Source organism: Kitasatospora sp. NPDC059327, from assembly GCF_042752535.1.
Taxonomy (GTDB): Bacteria; Actinomycetota; Actinomycetes; order Streptomycetales; family Streptomycetaceae; genus Kitasatospora.
In genome coordinates this window covers 64,654-81,828 of sequence record NZ_JBHYYB010000029.1, presented here as the reverse complement: position 1 = coordinate 81,828, position 17,175 = coordinate 64,654, and the positions used below count along the sequence as shown (strand labels likewise).

18 protein-coding genes are annotated in these 17,175 nt (G+C 72.3%); 7 read left to right on the top strand and 11 right to left on the bottom strand.

The annotated features are described in order from the left end of the window. Positions 1–89: 89 nt before the first annotated feature. Positions 90–323 carry a glucose PTS transporter subunit EIIB gene (locus tag ACFXHB_RS19605; protein WP_030060521.1) on the bottom strand — a complete coding sequence of 78 codons (234 nt, stop codon included), beginning with the start codon at positions 321–323 and terminating at the stop codon, positions 90–92. A 401-nt stretch (positions 324–724) separates the two neighbouring features. Here ACFXHB_RS19605 and ACFXHB_RS19600 point away from each other — a divergent pair, with 401 nt between their 5' ends. The 4 genes from ACFXHB_RS19600 (at position 725) to ACFXHB_RS19585 (ending at position 6,886) form a co-directional block, all read left to right on the top strand. Next, positions 725–2,014, top strand: coding sequence for a PTS transporter subunit EIIC (locus ACFXHB_RS19600; protein WP_380575728.1), 1,290 nt, complete (start codon positions 725–727; stop codon positions 2,012–2,014). A gap of 847 nt (positions 2,015–2,861) precedes the next feature. Continuing rightward, positions 2,862–4,139 carry a PTS transporter subunit EIIC gene (locus ACFXHB_RS19595; RefSeq protein ID WP_380575726.1) on the top strand — a complete coding sequence of 426 codons (1,278 nt, stop codon included), beginning with the start codon at positions 2,862–2,864 and terminating at the stop codon, positions 4,137–4,139. A gap of 402 nt (positions 4,140–4,541) precedes the next feature. After that, positions 4,542–5,609: an LLM class flavin-dependent oxidoreductase gene (locus ACFXHB_RS19590; protein WP_380575724.1), complete on the top strand. Its 1,068-nt coding sequence runs from the start codon at positions 4,542–4,544 to the stop codon at positions 5,607–5,609. Further along, positions 5,606–6,886: an LLM class flavin-dependent oxidoreductase gene (locus tag ACFXHB_RS19585; protein WP_380575723.1), complete on the top strand. Its 1,281-nt coding sequence runs from the start codon at positions 5,606–5,608 to the stop codon at positions 6,884–6,886. Before ACFXHB_RS19590 ends, ACFXHB_RS19585 begins: the two co-directional genes overlap by 4 nt. 34 nt (positions 6,887–6,920) lie before the next feature. Here the strand turns inward: ACFXHB_RS19585 and ACFXHB_RS19580 are convergent, their stop codons facing one another. After that, complete coding sequence (locus tag ACFXHB_RS19580; RefSeq protein ID WP_380575722.1) at positions 6,921–7,931, bottom strand: LuxR C-terminal-related transcriptional regulator; 1,011 nt, start codon at positions 7,929–7,931, stop codon at positions 6,921–6,923. A 142-nt stretch (positions 7,932–8,073) separates the two neighbouring features. Between ACFXHB_RS19580 and ACFXHB_RS19575 the strand changes: the two genes are divergently transcribed. Continuing rightward, positions 8,074–8,988, top strand: coding sequence for a branched-chain amino acid transaminase (locus ACFXHB_RS19575; RefSeq protein ID WP_380575720.1), 915 nt, complete (start codon positions 8,074–8,076; stop codon positions 8,986–8,988). Positions 8,989–9,032: 44 nt separating this feature from the next. On the opposite strand, the gene ACFXHB_RS19570 is transcribed toward ACFXHB_RS19575, so the two are convergent. Both ACFXHB_RS19570 and ACFXHB_RS19565 read right to left on the bottom strand, forming a co-directional pair. Continuing rightward, positions 9,033–9,779 carry an MBL fold metallo-hydrolase gene (locus ACFXHB_RS19570; RefSeq protein WP_380575719.1) on the bottom strand — a complete coding sequence of 249 codons (747 nt, stop codon included), beginning with the start codon at positions 9,777–9,779 and terminating at the stop codon, positions 9,033–9,035. Between the two features lie 185 nt (positions 9,780–9,964). Further along, positions 9,965–10,156, bottom strand: coding sequence for a MerR family transcriptional regulator (locus ACFXHB_RS19565; RefSeq protein ID WP_380575717.1), 192 nt, complete (start codon positions 10,154–10,156; stop codon positions 9,965–9,967). Positions 10,157–10,339: 183 nt separating this feature from the next. Between ACFXHB_RS19565 and ACFXHB_RS19560 the strand changes: the two genes are divergently transcribed. Continuing rightward, complete coding sequence (locus tag ACFXHB_RS19560) at positions 10,340–10,804, top strand: type II toxin-antitoxin system PemK/MazF family toxin (RefSeq protein ID WP_380575715.1); 465 nt, start codon at positions 10,340–10,342, stop codon at positions 10,802–10,804. 13 nt (positions 10,805–10,817) lie between these two features. Here the strand turns inward: ACFXHB_RS19560 and ACFXHB_RS19555 are convergent, their stop codons facing one another. The 7 genes from ACFXHB_RS19555 to clpS all read right to left on the bottom strand — a co-directional run bounded on the left by ACFXHB_RS19555 (position 10,818) and on the right by clpS (position 15,600). Continuing rightward, entirely contained in the window at positions 10,818–11,786 is a 969-nt protein-coding gene (locus ACFXHB_RS19555) for a PLP-dependent cysteine synthase family protein (protein WP_380575714.1), read from the bottom strand. Positions 11,787–11,867: 81 nt separating this feature from the next. Beyond that, positions 11,868–12,146 carry a MoaD/ThiS family protein gene (locus ACFXHB_RS19550; RefSeq protein WP_030394231.1) on the bottom strand — a complete coding sequence of 93 codons (279 nt, stop codon included), beginning with the start codon at positions 12,144–12,146 and terminating at the stop codon, positions 11,868–11,870. Positions 12,147–12,249: 103 nt separating this feature from the next. Continuing rightward, a complete protein-coding gene (locus ACFXHB_RS19545) occupies positions 12,250–12,369 on the bottom strand; it encodes a putative leader peptide (protein WP_327677307.1) in 120 nt (39 codons plus the stop codon). A gap of 139 nt (positions 12,370–12,508) precedes the next feature. Continuing rightward, the gene (locus tag ACFXHB_RS19540) at positions 12,509–12,940 is read right to left on the bottom strand and encodes a Mov34/MPN/PAD-1 family protein (protein ID WP_380575712.1); all 432 of its coding nucleotides are present in this window, start codon (positions 12,938–12,940) and stop codon (positions 12,509–12,511) included. Between the two features lie 88 nt (positions 12,941–13,028). Next, complete coding sequence (locus tag ACFXHB_RS19535) at positions 13,029–14,483, bottom strand: amino acid permease (protein ID WP_380575710.1); 1,455 nt, start codon at positions 14,481–14,483, stop codon at positions 13,029–13,031. A gap of 186 nt (positions 14,484–14,669) precedes the next feature. Further along, positions 14,670–15,248: a DUF2017 domain-containing protein gene (locus ACFXHB_RS19530; protein WP_380575709.1), complete on the bottom strand. Its 579-nt coding sequence runs from the start codon at positions 15,246–15,248 to the stop codon at positions 14,670–14,672. A 58-nt stretch (positions 15,249–15,306) separates the two neighbouring features. Next, positions 15,307–15,600, bottom strand: coding sequence for an ATP-dependent Clp protease adapter ClpS (gene clpS / locus ACFXHB_RS19525; protein ID WP_380575707.1), 294 nt, complete (start codon positions 15,598–15,600; stop codon positions 15,307–15,309). A gap of 152 nt (positions 15,601–15,752) precedes the next feature. Here clpS and ACFXHB_RS19520 point away from each other — a divergent pair, with 152 nt between their 5' ends. Beyond that, the gene (locus ACFXHB_RS19520; protein ID WP_380575705.1) at positions 15,753–17,069 is read left to right on the top strand and encodes a nicotinate phosphoribosyltransferase; all 1,317 of its coding nucleotides are present in this window, start codon (positions 15,753–15,755) and stop codon (positions 17,067–17,069) included. The last annotated feature ends 106 nt before the right edge of the window (positions 17,070–17,175 follow it).

Genomic DNA, 17,175 nt, shown 5'->3' with positions numbered 1-17,175 from the left:
ACGGGGGCGGCGGGGTGTCCGAACGGCGTCGGCCCGCCGTCCGTGAGGGGGTCGGCGGGCCGGGCGGTGGTGAGCCTGGTGGGCTCAGCTCACATCATGTCCTCGATGTCGGCGGCGATCGGGTCGGCGTCGGTGCCGATGACGACCTGGATCGCGGTGCCCATCTTGACGACGCCGTGGGCGCCGGCGGCCTTCAGCGCGGCCTCGTCGACGAGGGAGGCGTCCTTCACCTCGGTGCGCAGCCGGGTGATGCAGCCTTCGACCTCTTCGATGTTGTCGATGCCGCCCAGACCGGCGACGATCTTCTCAGCCTTGCTGGCCATCTGATTTCTCCCTCTGTCTCGGCCCGTCGGCTGCTCTGCCGGGTGCCGTCCTGCGCTGTGCCGGGGTCCCCCGGCCGATGGCCGGGGAGGTCGCTGTCGGCGCTGACGCGGGTTCAGCTGCCGTCGCGCTGCGCCGCAGCGCGACTAGCATCACCCGATCAGGACCGATCTGCCACGTTAGTCCACTTTTGGCCCATTTCGGCGCGCATGCTCTGGATCTTCACCCGAGGATGACGATCAGCGGGGCTTCCGCCCCGGTGCGCACGACCTGCCTTCCAAAGTGGTCTACACCAATATATGTGTACTCCGATGAACGCAGGAAGCGCCCCGGGTGTTCCTGAGCCCCGTCCGAGGGTCCCCCGGGGGACCAGCGGCCGGCAACTGCTCTCGGAGGGCGAAGGATGAGTTCGGCAGGCGCCACAGCCCCGCAGACCACGTGGTGGCACACCTTCTACGGCGGACTCCAGAAGATGGGCCGCTCGCTCCAGCTGCCGGTCGCCGTGCTCCCGGCGGCGGGCATCCTCAACCGGCTGGGGCAGCCCGACGTGTTCGGCAAGGACGGCCTCGGCTGGGACGACGTCGCCAAGGTGTTCGCGGCGGCGGGTGGTGCGCTGCTGGACTCCTCGCTGGGCCTGCCGATGCTGTTCTGCATCGGGGTCGCGATCGGCATGGCCAAGAAGGCGGACGGCTCCACCGCCCTGGCCGCCGTGGTGGGCTTCCTGGTCTTCTACGCCGTCCTGCACGCCTTCCCGGAGGACTGCAAGCTGCCGACCGTCCTGGTCGGCTCCCAGTGCGTGGACTTCACCTCGGCCAAGTCGGCCGCCGCGACCTACCAGAACCCCGGCGTCCTGGGGGGCATCCTGATGGGCCTGCTGTCGGCCTGGCTCTGGGTGCGCTTCCACCGCACCCGGCTGGTCGACTGGCTGGGCTTCTTCAACGGCCGCCGCCTCGTCCCGATGATCACCGCCGTGGTGGGCATGCTGCTGGCGGTGCTGGCGATCTGGGCCTGGCCGCCGATCGGCCGGGCCTTCAACGACGTGAGCCAGCAACTGGCCGACCTGGGCGCGGGCGGCGCGGGCATCTTCGGCGTGGCCAACCGCCTCCTGCTGCTGATCGGCATGCACCAGTTGCTGAACACCTTCGTCTGGTTCCAGTTCGGCGACTACACCAAGGCGGACGGCGTCGTCGTCCACGGTGACATCCCGCGCTTCCTGGCCGGCGACCCGACGGCGGGCCAGTTCACCTCCGGCTTCTTCCCGATCATGATGTTCGCGCTGCCGGCCGCCGCCCTGGCGATGGCGCACGCGGCCAAGCCGCACCGCCGCAAGGAGATCTACGGCCTGATGCTCTCGGTCGGCCTGACCTCCTTCGTGACCGGCGTCACCGAACCGATCGAGTACTCCTTCGCCTACGTGGCGCCCGCGCTCTACGCGGTCCACGCCCTGCTGACCGGCGCGTCGATGGCGATCACCTGGGCGCTCGGGGTGCACGACGGGTTCAGCTTCTCGGCCGGCCTGATCGACTACGCGCTCAACTGGAGCCTGGCCACCAAGCCCTGGATGATCATCCCGATCGGGCTCTGCTTCGCCGCCGTGTACTACGCGCTCTTCCGGTTCATCATCGTGAAATTCGACATGAAAACACCCGGACGTGAGGACGACGACGAGGTCGAGGACGTGACCAAGGCATAAACCGAGCGTCACCGGACGCTCCCTGAAATAGGCCCTCGGACCATTGGCCCGAGGGCCTTCGTCATATCCGCGACAGGGCAATGGTCCCGGCCGCAATGAATTCCCCGCCGCCGGTCCGGGGAATTCGACGGCGGGCCCGGCGGCCGGCCGGACGCCGGGCCACGACCGGCCGCCGGCCGCCCCCGGTCCGGCCAGGACGGGGCCGCGGCGCTCCGGGACCGTCCGGCCGGAGGGGCGGACCCGAAGGCCTCACTCGGGGTGGGGGAAGATCGCCACCGCCGCGCGGCGCACCGCCCGGCAATGCACCGGCGCGCTTGTGGACCGGCGCCGCCATCGGATTCTTCGAGCTGGCGACAGTACCGGTCGAGTCCGGTCGCAATGCGCCGACGAATACCCGGCACCCGATCAGGGGGGTCCGGACCGTCGCGCGATCGCCACCGTGATCTCCGCGACGTCCGGGTACCGCCCGGCCGGGGTGCCGCGGCGGCCGGCGGCGCGACCGCGGCCGGCCACCCGCCCGACCGCGTCCACCGCCCCGCCGGGCGGCCCCTCGCCGTGCCGCCGGGGCGCCCGCCCGGGGGCGACGGCCCCGGCGTCGCGGGCTCCGGCCTTTTTGTTGCGCAAATAGCCAAAATCCCAATCACGGCGGGTAATCATGATCGTCGATCCGCAAGTAGGTTTCGATTTCATAGCGCTTCTCACCAGCACCGCTTTCAGGGCTTCCCCCCCTTCTCCGCCCGTGCTACAAAACTGGTCTACACCACGTGTGGTGTAGACCAGTTCGCGGTTCGGCCCTCTGTGCACCTACCCCCCGACCGACCCGCCCTGCCGTTAGGAACCCACCCCCATGAGTCAGTCTGCGCAGGCACCGGCGCCCGCCGCGGCTCCGGCCACGCCAAGCCCCACCAAGAAGTTCGGCCAGAACCTGCTGCAGGGCCTGCAGAAGATCGGCCGCAGCCTCCAGCTGCCCATCGCCGTTCTCCCCGCCGCCGGTCTGCTGCTGCGTCTCGGCCAGGACGATGTGTTCGGCAAGGACGGCCTCGGCTGGGACAAGGTCGCCGCGGTGTTCAACACCGCCGGCGGCGCCGTCTTCGACAACCTGCCGCTGCTGTTCGCGGTGGGTATCGCGATCGGCTTCGCCAAGAAGGCCGACGGCTCCACCGCGCTCGCCGCGCTCGTCGGCTTCCTGGTGTACAAGAACGTGCTCACCGCGTTCCCGGTCACCGAGGCCGCGGTCGTGGACGGCAAGTACACCGCCGCCACCTACCAGAACCCGGGCGTGCTCGGCGGTATCGTGATCGGTCTGCTCTCCGCCGTGCTGTGGCAGAAGTACCACCGCACCCGGCTGGTCGACTGGCTCGGCTTCTTCAACGGCCGCCGCCTCGTCCCGATCATCATGGCCTTCGTCGGCACCGCCGTCGGTGTCGTGTTCGCCCTGACCTGGGGCCCGATCGGCGACGCGATCAAGAGCCTGAACGACACCCTGATCGGTGCCGGCGCCTTCGGCGCGGGCGCGTTCGGCCTGGTCAACCGTGGTCTGCTGCCGGTCGGCATGCACCAGTTCGTGAACTCCTACGCCTGGTTCCAGACCGGTGACTTCACCAAGCCCGACGGCACCGTCGTGCACGGCGACCTGACCCGCTTCTTCGCCGGCGACCCGAGCGCCGGACAGTTCATGTCGGGCTTCTTCCCGATCATGATGTTCGCCCTGCCGGCCGCCGCGTTCGCCATCGCCCACACCGCCAAGCCGCACCGCCGCAAGGCCGTCACCGGCATGATGCTCTCGCTGGCGCTGACCTCCTTCGTCACCGGTGTGACCGAGCCGATCGAGTTCTCCTTCGTCTTCATCGCCCCGGTGCTGTACGTCATCCACGCGCTGCTCACCGCCGTCTCGATGGCCCTCACCTGGGCCCTGGGCGTGCACGACGGCTTCACGTTCTCCGGTGGTCTGATCGACTACCTGCTGGCGTGGAACAAGGCCACCGACCCGTGGATGATCATCCCGCTGGGTCTCGCCTTCGCCGCGCTCTACTACTTCCTCTTCCGCTTCGCGATCGTGAAGTTCGACCTCAAGACCCCCGGTCGCGAGGACGACGAGGAGATCGAGGACGTCACCAAGGCCTGACGCCGAGGAACGACCCGAAGCACCCCCGGCCCCGCCCCGCCGCTCGCTCCCCCGAGCGGCGGGGCGGGGCCGTCGCGCGTCCCGGCGCGGCTCCGCGATCACGGACCACCCGCTGGGACGGCGGTTGACGAATCGACGACATCGCTGGTCAACTGAAGCGGTGAACGCGCCGCGCATCCTGGTCAGCCGCTGCCACATCGACTTCGGTCGTGTGTGGTCGGCCGCGTGTTGCGCCTGAACCGTCCGTTCCCCCCGCCGCCGCCCGGCTGACCTCCCGCCGCGCCCCGGCCCCCGCTTCCCCTCTCGTGTCAGCCCGTACCCGGGCCACCGCCACGTATCCAGCTGCGTTCCGCGCGACCCCAAGCAGAAGCGCGCACGCACGAGGAAAGTCAAGGCCACGCCATGCCGCGCCAGTTGCACCTGTCCGCCGCCCTCGACAGCCCCGACCGCTTCGACGCCGGGCACTTCACCGCCCTCGCCCGCCTCGCCGAGCGGGCCACGCTCGACTTCGCCACCCTCGACGACTCCTACGCGCCCGAGCCGCGCCGGCTCGACGCCCTCGCCACCTTCGCCCGACTCGCGCCGCAGACCCGGGGACTCGGCCTGGTCCCGACCGTCACCACCACGCACACCGAGCCGTTCCACACCTCGATATCGGTCAACACCCTGGACTGGGTGAGCGAGGGCCGGGCCGGCTGGCTGGTCGGGGTCTCCGACACCGAGGCGCAGGCCCGCGCCTTCGGCCGCAAGGGCGTCGCCCCGGCGGACGAGCTCTGGGCCGAGGCCGCCGACGCCGCCGAGGTCGCCGCCCGGCTCTGGGACAGCTGGGAGGACGACGCGGAGATCCGCGACGTGGCCACCGGGCGGTTCATCGACCGGGACAAGCTCCACTACATCGACTTCGAGGGCCCGCACTTCTCGGTGCGCGGCCCCTCCATCACCCCGCGTCCGCCGCAGGGACGGCCGGTGATCGCCGTCCCGGTCGCCGCCGCGGACCTCGCCTCGGACGCCCCGGCCGGCAGCCGGGCCCGGGTGGAGACGGCCGCCCGGTACGCGGACGTCGTCCTGCTCGACGCCCCCGGCCCGGCCGCCCGGCTGACCGCGGCCACCGAACTGCGGCTGCGCGCGGGCGAAGGCCTGCGCATCCTCGCCCGGCTCACCGCCGACCTCCCCGACAGCGCCGCGACCGAGGCACTGACCCGGGAGCTCACCGAGGGCGGGGGCGGCGTCGACGGCTTCCACCTGGTGCCCACCGACCCGGCCCGGGACCTCGCCGCGATCGCCGACCACGTCGTCCCGGCCCTGCGCGAGCGCGGCCTGTTCCGCACCGGCTACACCGGCGCCACCCTGCGCGACCGCCTCGGTCTGGCCCGCCCGGCCAACCGCTACGCCCCCGCCGGCCCGGCCCCGACGGCCGCCCTTCCCGCTCCCACCACGCCCGCCGCCGCCCACGCCGAGGTGACCCGATGACGGACCGACCGCTGAAGCAGATCCACCTCGCCGCGCACTTCCCCGGCGTCAACAACACCACGGTCTGGACCGACCCGGCGTCCCGCAGCCAGACCGAGTTCGCCTCCTTCCGCCACCTCGCGGAGACCGCCGAACGCGGCCGGTTCGACTTCTTCTTCCTCGCCGAGGGCCTGCGGCTGCGCGAGGTCAACGGCCTGATCCACGACCTCGACGTGGTCGGCCGGCCCGAGTCGATCACCGTGCTCAACGCGCTGGCCGCCGTCACCACCCACCTCGGGCTGGCCGCCACCGTCAACGCCACCTTCAACGAGCCCTACGAACTGGCCCGGCGGTTGGCCTCGCTCGACCACCTCTCCGGCGGCCGGGCCGCCTGGAACGTGGTCACCTCCTCCGACGCCTTCACCGGTGAGAACTTCCGCCGCGGCGGCTACCTCGACCGCGCCGACCGCTACACCCGGGCCGCCGAATTCGTCCAACTGGCGCGGGAGTTCTGGGACGGCGAGAGCGTGCGGCACAGCGGCCCGCAGTTCGACGTCGAGGGCCGGCTCTCGCTGCCGCGCCCGCCGCAGGGCCACCCGGTGGTCATCCAGGCCGGGGACTCCGACGAGGGCCGGGAGTTCGCCGCCGCCGCGGCCGACATCATCTTCAGCCGGCACTCGACCCTCGCCGAGGGCCAGGCCTTCCACGCCGACGTCAAGCGCCGCCTGGCCGCGTACGGGCGCAAGCCGGACGAGCTGAAGATCATGCCCGGCGTCACCTACGTGCTGGGCGACACCGAGGAGGAGGCGGTCGAGCGCGCCGCCGAGATCCGCCGCGCCCAGGTCGGACCGCAGACCACCATCAACTTCCTGGAACAGATCTGGGGCGTCGACCTGTCCGACCACGACCCGGACGGACCGCTGCCCGCCGCCGACCCGGTGGTCGACAGCACCCTCGTCCAGGGCCGGACCAGGCTCGGGGATCCGCTGGAGATCGCCGCCCGGTGGCGCGCGGTGGCCGCGGCGAAGAACCTCAGCAGCCGCGAGCTGGTGATCGAGGTGACCGGTCGGCAGTCCTTCATCGGCACCCCGACGACCGTCGCCGCGCAACTCGACAGCCACGTCCAGAACGACGCGGCGGACGGCTTCATCCTCGTCCCGCACCTCACCCCGGGCGGCCTGGACGACTTCGTCGACCAGGTGGTGCCGCTGCTCCAGGAGCGCGGGGTGTTCCGCACCGAGTACACCGGGACGACGCTGCGCGAGCACCTCGGCCTGCCGGTGCCCGGCCGGCGCTGAACCCCGCCGGCCCGCGGCCCGCCACGGACCGGACTCAGATCCGGCCGAGGCGGGCCGCGTGCACACCGGCCTGGAAGCGGCTCTCCGCCCCCAGGTCGGCGGTCAGCTCGGCGACCAGCCGGCGCACCGTCCGCTCGGAGACCTCCAGCTTCCGGGCGATCGCCGCGTCGGTCAGCCCGGCCGCGAGCAGGCGCAGCACCGTGTCCTGGCGGTCCGTCGTCTCCGCCGCCCCGGTGAGCAGTTCCGGCGGTGTCCAGGCCGCCGACCAGAAGTACTCGAACAGCTCCGCCACCAAGGCGACCAGGGCCGGCTCGCGGAGAACCACGGCCGCCGCCTCGGCGTCGGTGGGCTCCGCCCCCGGAGCCCGGGGCGCGCCGCCGTCCGCTCCGGCTCCCGGCGCGGGCAGGATCGCGAGCCGGGCGTCGACCACGATCAGCCACCGTGGCAGCGAGTGCGCGACCCTGATCCGCGCCCCGGCCCCGGTCAGCTCCCGGACGTGCGCGAGCACGGCGGGCCGGCGCAGCGCGGCGGCGGGGTAGATGGAGCGCAGGGCGGCGCCGTGGGCGAGGGCGAGCCGTTCGCGGGCGAGCTTGCCCGCGAGCGCCGGGCCGGAGAAGTCCTGGCCGGGCCGCAGGGAGAGCGCCTGGGCGCGGGCGCCGCGGGCGGCGTCCTCCAGCAGGGCGGCGATCCGGTCGGCGCCGCGGACGAGTTCGAGGGCGGCGCCGCCGTGGTGGCGGTGCTGGACCGGCAGGTAGCCGGTGTGGAGGCGCTCGACGGTGTCGCGGGCGTGGCGCAGCGCCTCGACGAGGGCGGTGACCCGGGTGTCGGTGTCGAGCAGGAGTTGCCGCAGGGCGGTGTCGACGGAGACGGCGGCGTGGCCGGGGGCGCCGTCGGCGGTGGGCTGGAGCAGGCCGAGGGCGCGGAGTTCGGCGGTGGCGGCGGCGGTGCGGGCGCCCTCCCAGCCGGGGGTGGGGGGCGGTGCGCCGGGGTCGGCGAGCAGCCGGGCGTAGAGCTGGGTGGCGTCGTCGCCGGTGGGGCTCTCCATCGGCGCAGCGTAGTGAGGCCGGGGGCGGGCGGTCGGCGGATTCCGAGGGGCGAGACGGCGTCGGTTCCGCTCCCGGTCATGGCCGGTTCCGGCAGTGCCGGGGTGGCTGACCTGCGGCGCAGCGGTGGCCAGGATGGGGCGCATGGCTCTCACCGAAGCTTCGACGATCTGGTTGGACGGCGCGCTGGTGCCCTGGCACGAGGCGCGGACGCATGTGCTGACGCACGGTCTGCACTACGGCACGGGGGTCCTGGAGGGCACCCGGGTGTTCGCGACGGCGGACGGTCCGGCGGTGTTCCGGCTGCCGGAGCACCTGCGCCGGCTGGACCGCAGCGCCCGCATGCTGCGCATGGAACTTCCCTACAGTGTCGACGAGTTGACCAAGGCGACGGTGGATCTGGTGCGCGCGAACGGCCACCGGTCGTGCTATCTGCGGCACTTCGCGTTCCTCGGGTACGGCTCGATGGGTCTGGACATGCGGTTCTCGCCGACCGTGACGTCCATCGCGAGCTGGGAGTGGCACTCCCAACTCCCGGGCGGGGAAGGTGGGATCAGGCTCAAGACGAGCAGTTGGCGGCGGAACGACCCGAACGCGGTGCCGCCCGCCGCGAAGGCCACCGGTCCGTATCTGAACTCGGTGCTGGCCCGCCGGGAGGCGACGGACGCGGGGTACGACGAGGCGCTGTTGCTGGGCCCGGACGGTTCGGTGAGCGAGTGCACCGGCGAGAACGTGTTCGCCGTGCGCGACGGGGTGCTGCGTACGCCGCCGGCCAGCGCGGGCGCCCTGGAGGGGATCACCCAGGACACCGTGCTGACGCTGGCCCGGGATCTCGACCTGCCGACCCGGGTGGAGGCCCTGCTGCGCTCGGACCTCTACGGGGCGGACGAGGTGTTCGTCTGCGGGACGGCGGCCGGGGTCGTCCCGGTGCGCTCCCTCGACGACCGCGAGCTGCCGGCCGCGCCCGGTCCGGTCACCGGCCGGCTGCGCGCGGCGTACGAGGCCGCGGTCTCGGGCGCCGACCCGCGCTACCGGCACTGGCTGACACCGGTGGGGTGAGCCGGTGGCCGCCGGGGTGTCCGGCGGAGGGCCCGCGCGCCCGCTCAGATCTCGTAGACCGCGCCGGCCCGGGCGATGTCGACCGGGCCGGCGAAGGCGGCGGCGGCGTCCCGGCGGTTGTGCTCGGCGTCGGTCCACGGCGGGATGTGGGTGAGGACGAGGTGGCGGGCGCGGGCGGCGGTGGCGTGTTCGCCGGCCTCGCGGCCGTTGAGGTGGACGGCCCGGTAGGTGTCACGGCCGTCGATGTAGGCGGCTTCGCAGAGGAAGAGGTCGCTGTCGCGCGCGAGTTCGACGAGTGCGGCGCTCTCGCCGGTGTCACCGGAGTAGACGAGGGCACGGCCGGCGTGTTCGAGCCGGAAGGCGAAGGCGTCGACGGGGTGGTTGACCTGGGCCACCTCGATCCGGAACGGGCCCAGGTCGAAGGCTCCGGGGGTGAGGGTGCGGAAGTCGAAGACCTCCTTCATGCCCGGGTTCTCGGGCATGTCGTAGGCGCGGGCCATCCGCTCGGCGGTACCGGCCGGGCCGTAGACGGGCATCGGGTCGGGGCAGCCCTCGGCCCGGTAGTTGCGGGCGACCCAGTAGGCGCAGAGGTCGACGCAGTGGTCGGCGTGCAGGTGGCTGAGCAGGACGGCGTCGACCTCGTAGAGACTGACGTACTTCTGCAGGGCACCGAGGGCACCGTTGCCGAGGTCGAGCACGACGCGGTAGCCGTCGGCCTCCACGAGGTAGCTGGAGCACGGCGAGTCGGCGGACGGGAAGCTCCCCGAGCACCCCACCACGGTCAGTTTCATCCGAGCCCCTCCGCCCCGACACGTCCTGGCTGCTGCTGGTCAACGGCAGTACCGGCCGGTGAACCGGCGAGTAGCACTGCGTTCGCGTGTCGAGAGTAAGGGCGGAGGGGCACTTTGCCCCCGTCTCCGTGCCGCGCTGTGGCTGGAATCACCAGAACGCCGGGGCCGGGGGCGACGCGGTCGGTTCAGCGGTGGCCGGGGCGCCGGCGGGCCCAGGCCTTGATCGTGTCGGGGTGCCAGCGGGGGTGTCCGCCGTCGTCGATGACGTCGGGGTCGGGGAGCAGGCCGTGGCGGCGGTAGCTGCGGACGGTCTCCGGCTGGACGTTGATGTGGCGGGCGATCTCGGCGTACGACCACAGGTCGGTGCTGCGGCTCACGGGTCACCTCCGGATGCAGGGGGGACGTGCGCGATCAGCCTTTCCACCTCCGGGGGCGGCACGGCCACCGAACGGACGCTGTGGTCATACCGTGACGAACCGGGTGCAGGACACGGACAAACCATCGGCTGTCACGCCCGCGACGGTGGTGGTGCCGGGCGCCGCCCCGGTACGGTTCGCGGCATGACCAACTACTGGTGGCTCGCGCTCTCGACGGTCGCCACGACGGTGGGCGCCGTGGTGGGGGGCCGGATCCGGGCACGGCGACTGGCCCGCCGGGGCCCGGCGCCGACGGCTCCGCCGCGGTCGCGGTCGCGGGCGCGCGGCCGGGCGGGCGCTCCGGCGCCGCAGGAGATCTGGTGGGCCGAGGTGCCGTTCGAGGACGGCCCCGGGGCGAAGGACCGCCCGTGCCTCGTGCTGCGGGTGAACCGCCGCACCGCCACCGTCGCCAAGATCACCAGCAAGCACCACGCCGACCGCCCCGGCGTGCTGCCGCTGCCGCCGGGCTCGGTGGGCGACCGCGCCGGCCGCACCAGCTGGCTGGAGACCGACGAGCTGCGCGAGGTGCCGCTGACGGCCTTCCGCCGCCGGGCCGGCGTGGTGGACCGCCAGGTCTGGGACCGCGCGCGGAACGCCCTCTCGTCCTGAGCGGCCGGGGCCGTCAGGCCCAGAGCTGGCCCTGGAGCGCCTCGACGGCGGCCTCGGTCGACTCGGCCGTGTAGATACCGGTCGAGAGGTACTTCCAGCCACCGTCCGCGACCACGAAGACGATGTCGGCCCGCTCGGCGGCCAGGGCGGCCTTGCGCCCGACGCCGATGGCCGCGTGCAGGATGGCGCCGGTGGAGACGCCGGCGAAGATGCCCTCCTGCTGGAGGAGTTCGCGGGTGCGGCGGACGGCGTCGGCGGAGCCGACCGAGAAACGGGTGGTGAGCACCTCGGCGTCGTACAGCTCGGGGACGAAGCCCTCGTCGAGGTTGCGCAGGCCGTAGACCAGGTCGTCGTAGCGGGGCTCGGCGGCGACGATCCGCACGCCGGGGACCTTCTCGCGCAGGAACCGGCCGACGCCCATCAGGGTGCCGGTGGTGCCGAGGCCGGCCACGAAGTGGGTGACGGCGGGCAGGTCGGCGAGGATCTCGGGGCCGGTGGTGGCGTAGTGGGCGCCGGCGTTGTCGGGGTTGCCGTACTGGTAGAGCATCACCCAGTCGGGGTGCTCGGCGGCGATCTCCTTGGCGATCCGCACGGCGGTGTTGGAGCCGCCCGCGGCCGGTGAGGGGATGATCTCCGCGCCCCACATGCGCAGCAGTTCGCGGCGCTCCTCGCTGGTGTTCTCGGGCATCACGCAGACCATCCGGTAGCCCTTGAGCTTGGCGGCCATGGCGAGCGAGATCCCGGTGTTGCCGCTGGTGGGCTCCAGGATGGTGCACCCGGGGGTGAGCAGTCCGGCGGCCTCGGCGCGCTCGATCATGTGCAGCGCGGGGCGGTCCTTGATGGAGCCGGTGGGGTTGCGGTCCTCCAGCTTGGCCCAGAGGGTGACCAGGCCGTCGGCGTTGCCGGGGACGGCGGCGGAGAGTCGGGGCAGGCGGACCAGCGGGGTGTTGCCGACGGCTTCGAGCGGACTGTCGTAACGCAAGGGGTGCCTCCGGCAACGGCGGTGAGGGTGGGGTGCGACGGCTCCCCCGCCCGCGCGGCCGGCGGGCGGGGGAGCCGGGGATCAGCGTGCGCCGCCGGCCACGGCGGGCAGGATGGTGACGCTGTCGCCGTCGGCGAGGGCGGTGGAGATGCCCTCCAGGAAGCGGACGTCCTCGTCGTTCAGGTAGACGTTGACGAAGCGGCGCAGCTCGCCGCCGTCCAGCAGTCGGGCGGCGATGCCCGGGTGGCGGGCGTCGAGGTCCTGGAAGAGTTCCCCGAGGTTGCTGCCGGTGCCCTCGACGGCCTTGGCGCCGTCGGTGTAGGTGCGGAGGATGGTCGGGATGCGGACCTCGATGGCCATGGGTGCGCTCCTGTGCGAGTCGTGAGGTGGGTGGGCCGCAGCGGGCGCGGCAGGGCGGGTCGGGCCCGGTGCGCAGGGCGTGCGGCGGGCTCGGGCGGGCGGCTCAGCGCGAGCGCGCCGGCGTGCCGGGACAGATCGCACTGGCGAGCCGGCACAGGTCGACGTGCAGGCGCGCCACGAGGCGGGTGCCCGGGGCCTGGGTGCTCACATCGACGGAACGCATGGGCTCATCGTATAGATTCCCGGGCTCGCTCCGACATGCCTGTCTCGGAATTCGGATGTTTCCGTTTCTGCCACTGAGACGACACGGGCCCGCCGCCGTCGTTCGGACGGTCGGCGGGCCGCGCCCAGGGGGGTGCCGGTCAGGGCTGGTAGGCCTCGACGACCTGGACGTCTTCCTCTGTGATCGCGCCGTCCACGATGCGGAACGAGCGGAACTGGTACGGGTCGTCCGGGCCGTCGCCGTCGGCGGTGGAGACCAGGACGTAGTGGGCGAACGGCTCGGAGGCGTAGCTCACGTCGGTGCGCGACGGGTAGGCCTCGGTGGCGGTGTGCGAGTGGTAGACGATCACGGGCTCCTCGTCCCGGTCGTCCATCTCGCGGTAGAGCTTCAGCAGGTCGCCCGAGTCGAACTCGTAGAAGGTGGGCGAGCGGGCGGCGTTGAGCATCGGGACGAACCGCTCGGGCCGTCCGCTGCCCGCCGGTCCGGCGACCACGCCACAGGCCTCGTCCGGGTGGTCGGCACGGGCGTGGGCGACGATCGCGTCGCGCAGTTCTCGGGTGATGGTCAGCATGCGGTCAGGATAGCCACGCCCCGGCGGGTGTCCGCCGGGGCGTCCACGGGGCGGTCCGGGCCGTCTCGCACCGTGTCGGGCGCGCCGCTCAGTGGGCGTCGCCGTCACCGTCGCGGGCGTGCAGGTGGTCGTGGGCGACGGCGTGAACGGCCTGCGGGCTGCGGCGCTTGAGCGCCTGGTAGCCGACGACGAGCAGGGCGGCCCAGACCGGGAAGACGTACAGCGAGATCCGGTTGTCCTTGTCGAGCGCGATCAGCACGACCACCAGGGCGAGGAAGCCGAGCGCGGCCCAGCTGCTCCACAGGCCGCCGGGGGCCTTGAAGCTCGGCGGCGGCAGGTGCCCGCCCTGCCAGGCCTTCCGGTAGCGGATCTGGCAGATCAGGATGATCGCCCAGGTCCAGAGGCCGCAGACGGTGGCGACCGAGGTGATGTACTCGAACGCCTTCGCCGGGACGCGGTAGTTGAGCACCACGCCGGCGCCCATCATCAGCGCGGAGACGGTGATCGCGACGGCCGGGCTGCGATGGCCGTTGAGCCGGGTGAGCCGCCCGGGGGCCTGGCCGCGCAGCGCGAGGTCGCGCAGCATCCGGCCGGTGGAGTACATGCCGGAGTTGCAGGAGGAGAGCGCGGCGGTGAGCACCACGAAGTTGATGATGCCGGCCGCGGCGGGGATGCCGATCTTGCCGAAGGCGGCGACGAACGGGCTGACGCCGGGCTGGAATTCGGTCCACGGCACGAGCGAGAGGATGATCACCAGAGCGCCGATGTAGAACAGCGCGATCCGCCAGGGCAGCGTGTTGATGGCGCGCGGCAGGGTCTTCTGGGGGTTCTCGCTCTCACCGGCGGTGACGCCGACGAGTTCGACGCCGAGGTAGGCGAACATGACGATCTGCAGGGTCATCACGGTGGCGCCGATCCCCTTGGGGAAGAAGCCGCCGTCGTCCCAGAGGTTGGTGATCGACGCGGTGTCACCGGCGGCGCTGAACCCGAGGGTCAGCACCCCGATGCCGATCAGGATCATGCCGATGATGGCGGTGACCTTGACCATCGAGAACCAGAACTCGATCTCGCCGAACAGCTTCACCGAGATCAGGTTGGCCCCGTAGAGGATGACCAGGAAGGTGAGCGCGCTGAGCCACTGCGGGATGTCGGGCGCCCAGAACTTCACGTAGACGGCGGCGGCGGTGGTCTCCGCCATGCCGGTGACCACCCAGAACAACCAGTACGTCCAGCCGGTCACGAAGCCGGCGAAGGGGCCCAGGAACTCCCGGGCGTACTCGGCGAAGCTGCCGGAGACCGGGCGGTAGGTGAGCAGTTCGCCGAGCGCCCGCATGATCACGAAGATGGCCACGCCGGCCACCGCGTAGGACAGGATCAGGCTCGGTCCGGACTTGGAGATCGCGGTGCCGGCGCCGAGGAAGAGCCCGGTGCCGATGGCGCCGCCGATGGCGATCATCTGGATCTGGCGGCTGCCCAGACCCCGCTCGTAGCCCTCCTCGTCCGGTTTGGTGTCGACCACTTCGTCATAGATCTGCTCGGCCATGGTGCACCGTCCTGGGTGGGTCTCGTGGGGTGGAGAAGTCGTACCACGCAGGTTCCGGATACCGGTGTTCATCTGAGCGATATTTGAGCATGTCCTCATATAATTTCGCCCGTTTTGAAAGGAAAAGCCGCGACCCACCGTCCAGCATGCGGACGGGGGTCGCGGCGGCCCGGGAGCGGGGCGGGATCAGTCCGCGATCGCCTCCAGCAGCGACTCCTGGAGGGCGCCCAGCCACAGGTAGGCCATCACCAGCGGCTTGCGCTCGTCGGTGTCCGGCAGGTCGTACAGACCCTGCTCGTCCTCCTCGGCGACCTCCAGCCGCACCCCCAGGGTCAGCCGCAGGTCGTTGAGCGCGCCCAGCCAGCGCAGGCAGTCGGCGGCGGCCAGCTTGAGCACACCGCCCTCGCCGCCGAGCCCGTCCAGCGCGCGGACCACCTGCAACGCGTCCTCGCGCTTGCGGGCGCGCAGATCCAGCTCGGTGTAGCGGCGGAACTCCCGGGCCGCCTCCCTGGTCTCGGCGTCGTCCGGCTTCTCCGGATCGCCGTACGCGTCCGGGAAGAGCCTGGCCAGCGCCGGGTCGGCGGGAGCCTCGCTCGGCCCCTCCGCGAACAGCGCGGCGAGCGGGTCGCCCCCCGCGTCACCACCCGGGCCCGGTCCGATCAGCTCCAGCATCTGCACCTCCAGGGAGCGCAGGATGGAGGCCTCCAGCTCGTCCAGCGCGATCGCCGCGCTCCCGCCGCCGGCACTCTCGAACAACCCAGCCATCTGTATCGGTCAGCCCGTCTTCGTCGTCTTCGGTGGGGTGCGGGGCGCGGTTCGCGGGTCAGTCGTGCTGCAGCGTGGCCCAGAGGCCGTAGCCGTGCATCGCCTGCACATCGCGCTCCATCTCCTCGCGGGATCCGCTGGAGACCACCGCCCGGCCCTTGCTGTGCACCTCCATCATCAGCTTCCGGGCCTTGTCCTTCGGGTACCCGAAGTAGGCCTGGAACACGTACTGGACGTAGCTCATCAGGTTGACCGGGTCGTTGTGCACGATGGTCACCCACGGCGTGTCCGGCTCCACCACCGGTAGGCCTTCGACCTCCGGGCGCTCGATCTCCACGGGCGCGACACTCACCGCCGGGTCCTCCTCGCCGTTCTCTCCGCACATACCCCTTCAGCCCCCATGCTGCCATCCGGGGGACCTCCGGGCGATTCCGACCCGGGGGGAACGAACGCCCCCGACGAGAAATCGTCAATCTGACGCTAAGTGGTAGTAGCATCATCCCCATGGACGCCACTTCCGTGCGCGCGGCCGGTTCGACCGCGCTCCTCACCGACCGCTACGAGCTCACCATGCTGCAGGCCGCCCTGCGCAGCGGAGCCGCGCACCGCCGCTCCGTCTTCGAGGTGTTCACCCGGCGCCTCCCGAGCGGCCGCCGCTACGGCGTGACGGCCGGCACCGGGCGGGTCCTCGACGCCGTCGAGAACTTCCGCTTCACCAGCGCCCAGCTCGACTGGCTGGCCGGCCAGGGCGTGGTCGAGGAGGACACCCTGCGCTTCCTGGCCGACTACCGCTTCACCGGCGACATCCACGGCTACCCGGAGGGCGAGGCCTACTTCCCCGGTTCGCCGCTGCTGACCGTGGAGGGCAGCTTCGCCGAGGCGGTGATCCTGGAGACGGTGATCCTCTCGATCCTCAACCACGACTCGGCGATCGCCGCCGCCGCCTCCCGGATGACCGCCGCCGCCGGCGGACGCCCGTGCATCGAGATGGGCGCCCGGCGGGCCCACGAGCAGGCCGCCGTGGCCGCCGCCCGCGCCGCGTACGTGGCGGGCTTCGCGGCCACCTCCGACCTGGAGGCCGGCTTCACCTACGACATCCCGACCACCGGCACCGCCGCGCACGCCTTCACCCTGGTGCACGACAGCGAGCGGGACGCCTTCCAGGCGCAGATCGCCTCGATGGGCCGGGGCACCACCCTGCTGGTCGACACCTTCGACCTGCGCGAGGCCGTCCGCACCGCCGTCGAGGTGGCCGGACCCGAACTCGGCGCGGTGCGCATCGACTCCGGCGACCTCACCCTGTTGGCCCACCGGGTCCGCCGCCAGTTGGACGAGCTCGGCGCCCACAAGACGAGGATCATCGTCACCTCGGACCTCGACGAGTACGCGATCGCCGCGCTGGCCGCCGCCCCGGTGGACGGCTACGGGGTCGGCACCAGTCTGGTCACCGGTAGCGGCCACCCCACCTGCGCGATGGTCTACAAGCTGGTCGCCCGCGCCGAGGCGCCGCAGGGTCCGCTGGTGCCGGTCGCCAAGCGCTCGGCGGGCGGCAAGTCCAGTGTGGGCGGCCGCAAGTGGGCGGCCCGCCGGCCCGACCAGGACGGCGTCGCCGAGGCCGAGGTGGTCGGCACCGGGCCGATCCCGGCCGAACTGGAGCCGTACCTCCTGCAGGTGCCGTTGATGCGGGCCGGCGAAGTGGTCGGCCGGGAGCCGCTGAGCGCGGCGCGCGAGCGGCACGTCCGGGCCCTCGCCGGGCTGCCGCTGTCGGCGACCCAACTGTCCAAGGGCGACCCGGTCCTGCCGACCGAACTGATCGTCTGACCGGCGGGCGGCACCGGCCGTACGGGGCCCGGGTCCTCCCCGGGCCTTCCGCCCCCGGGTGCCACTGCCTACAGTCGACCGTAGAGTTCCCCCAGGCGCGCGCGGA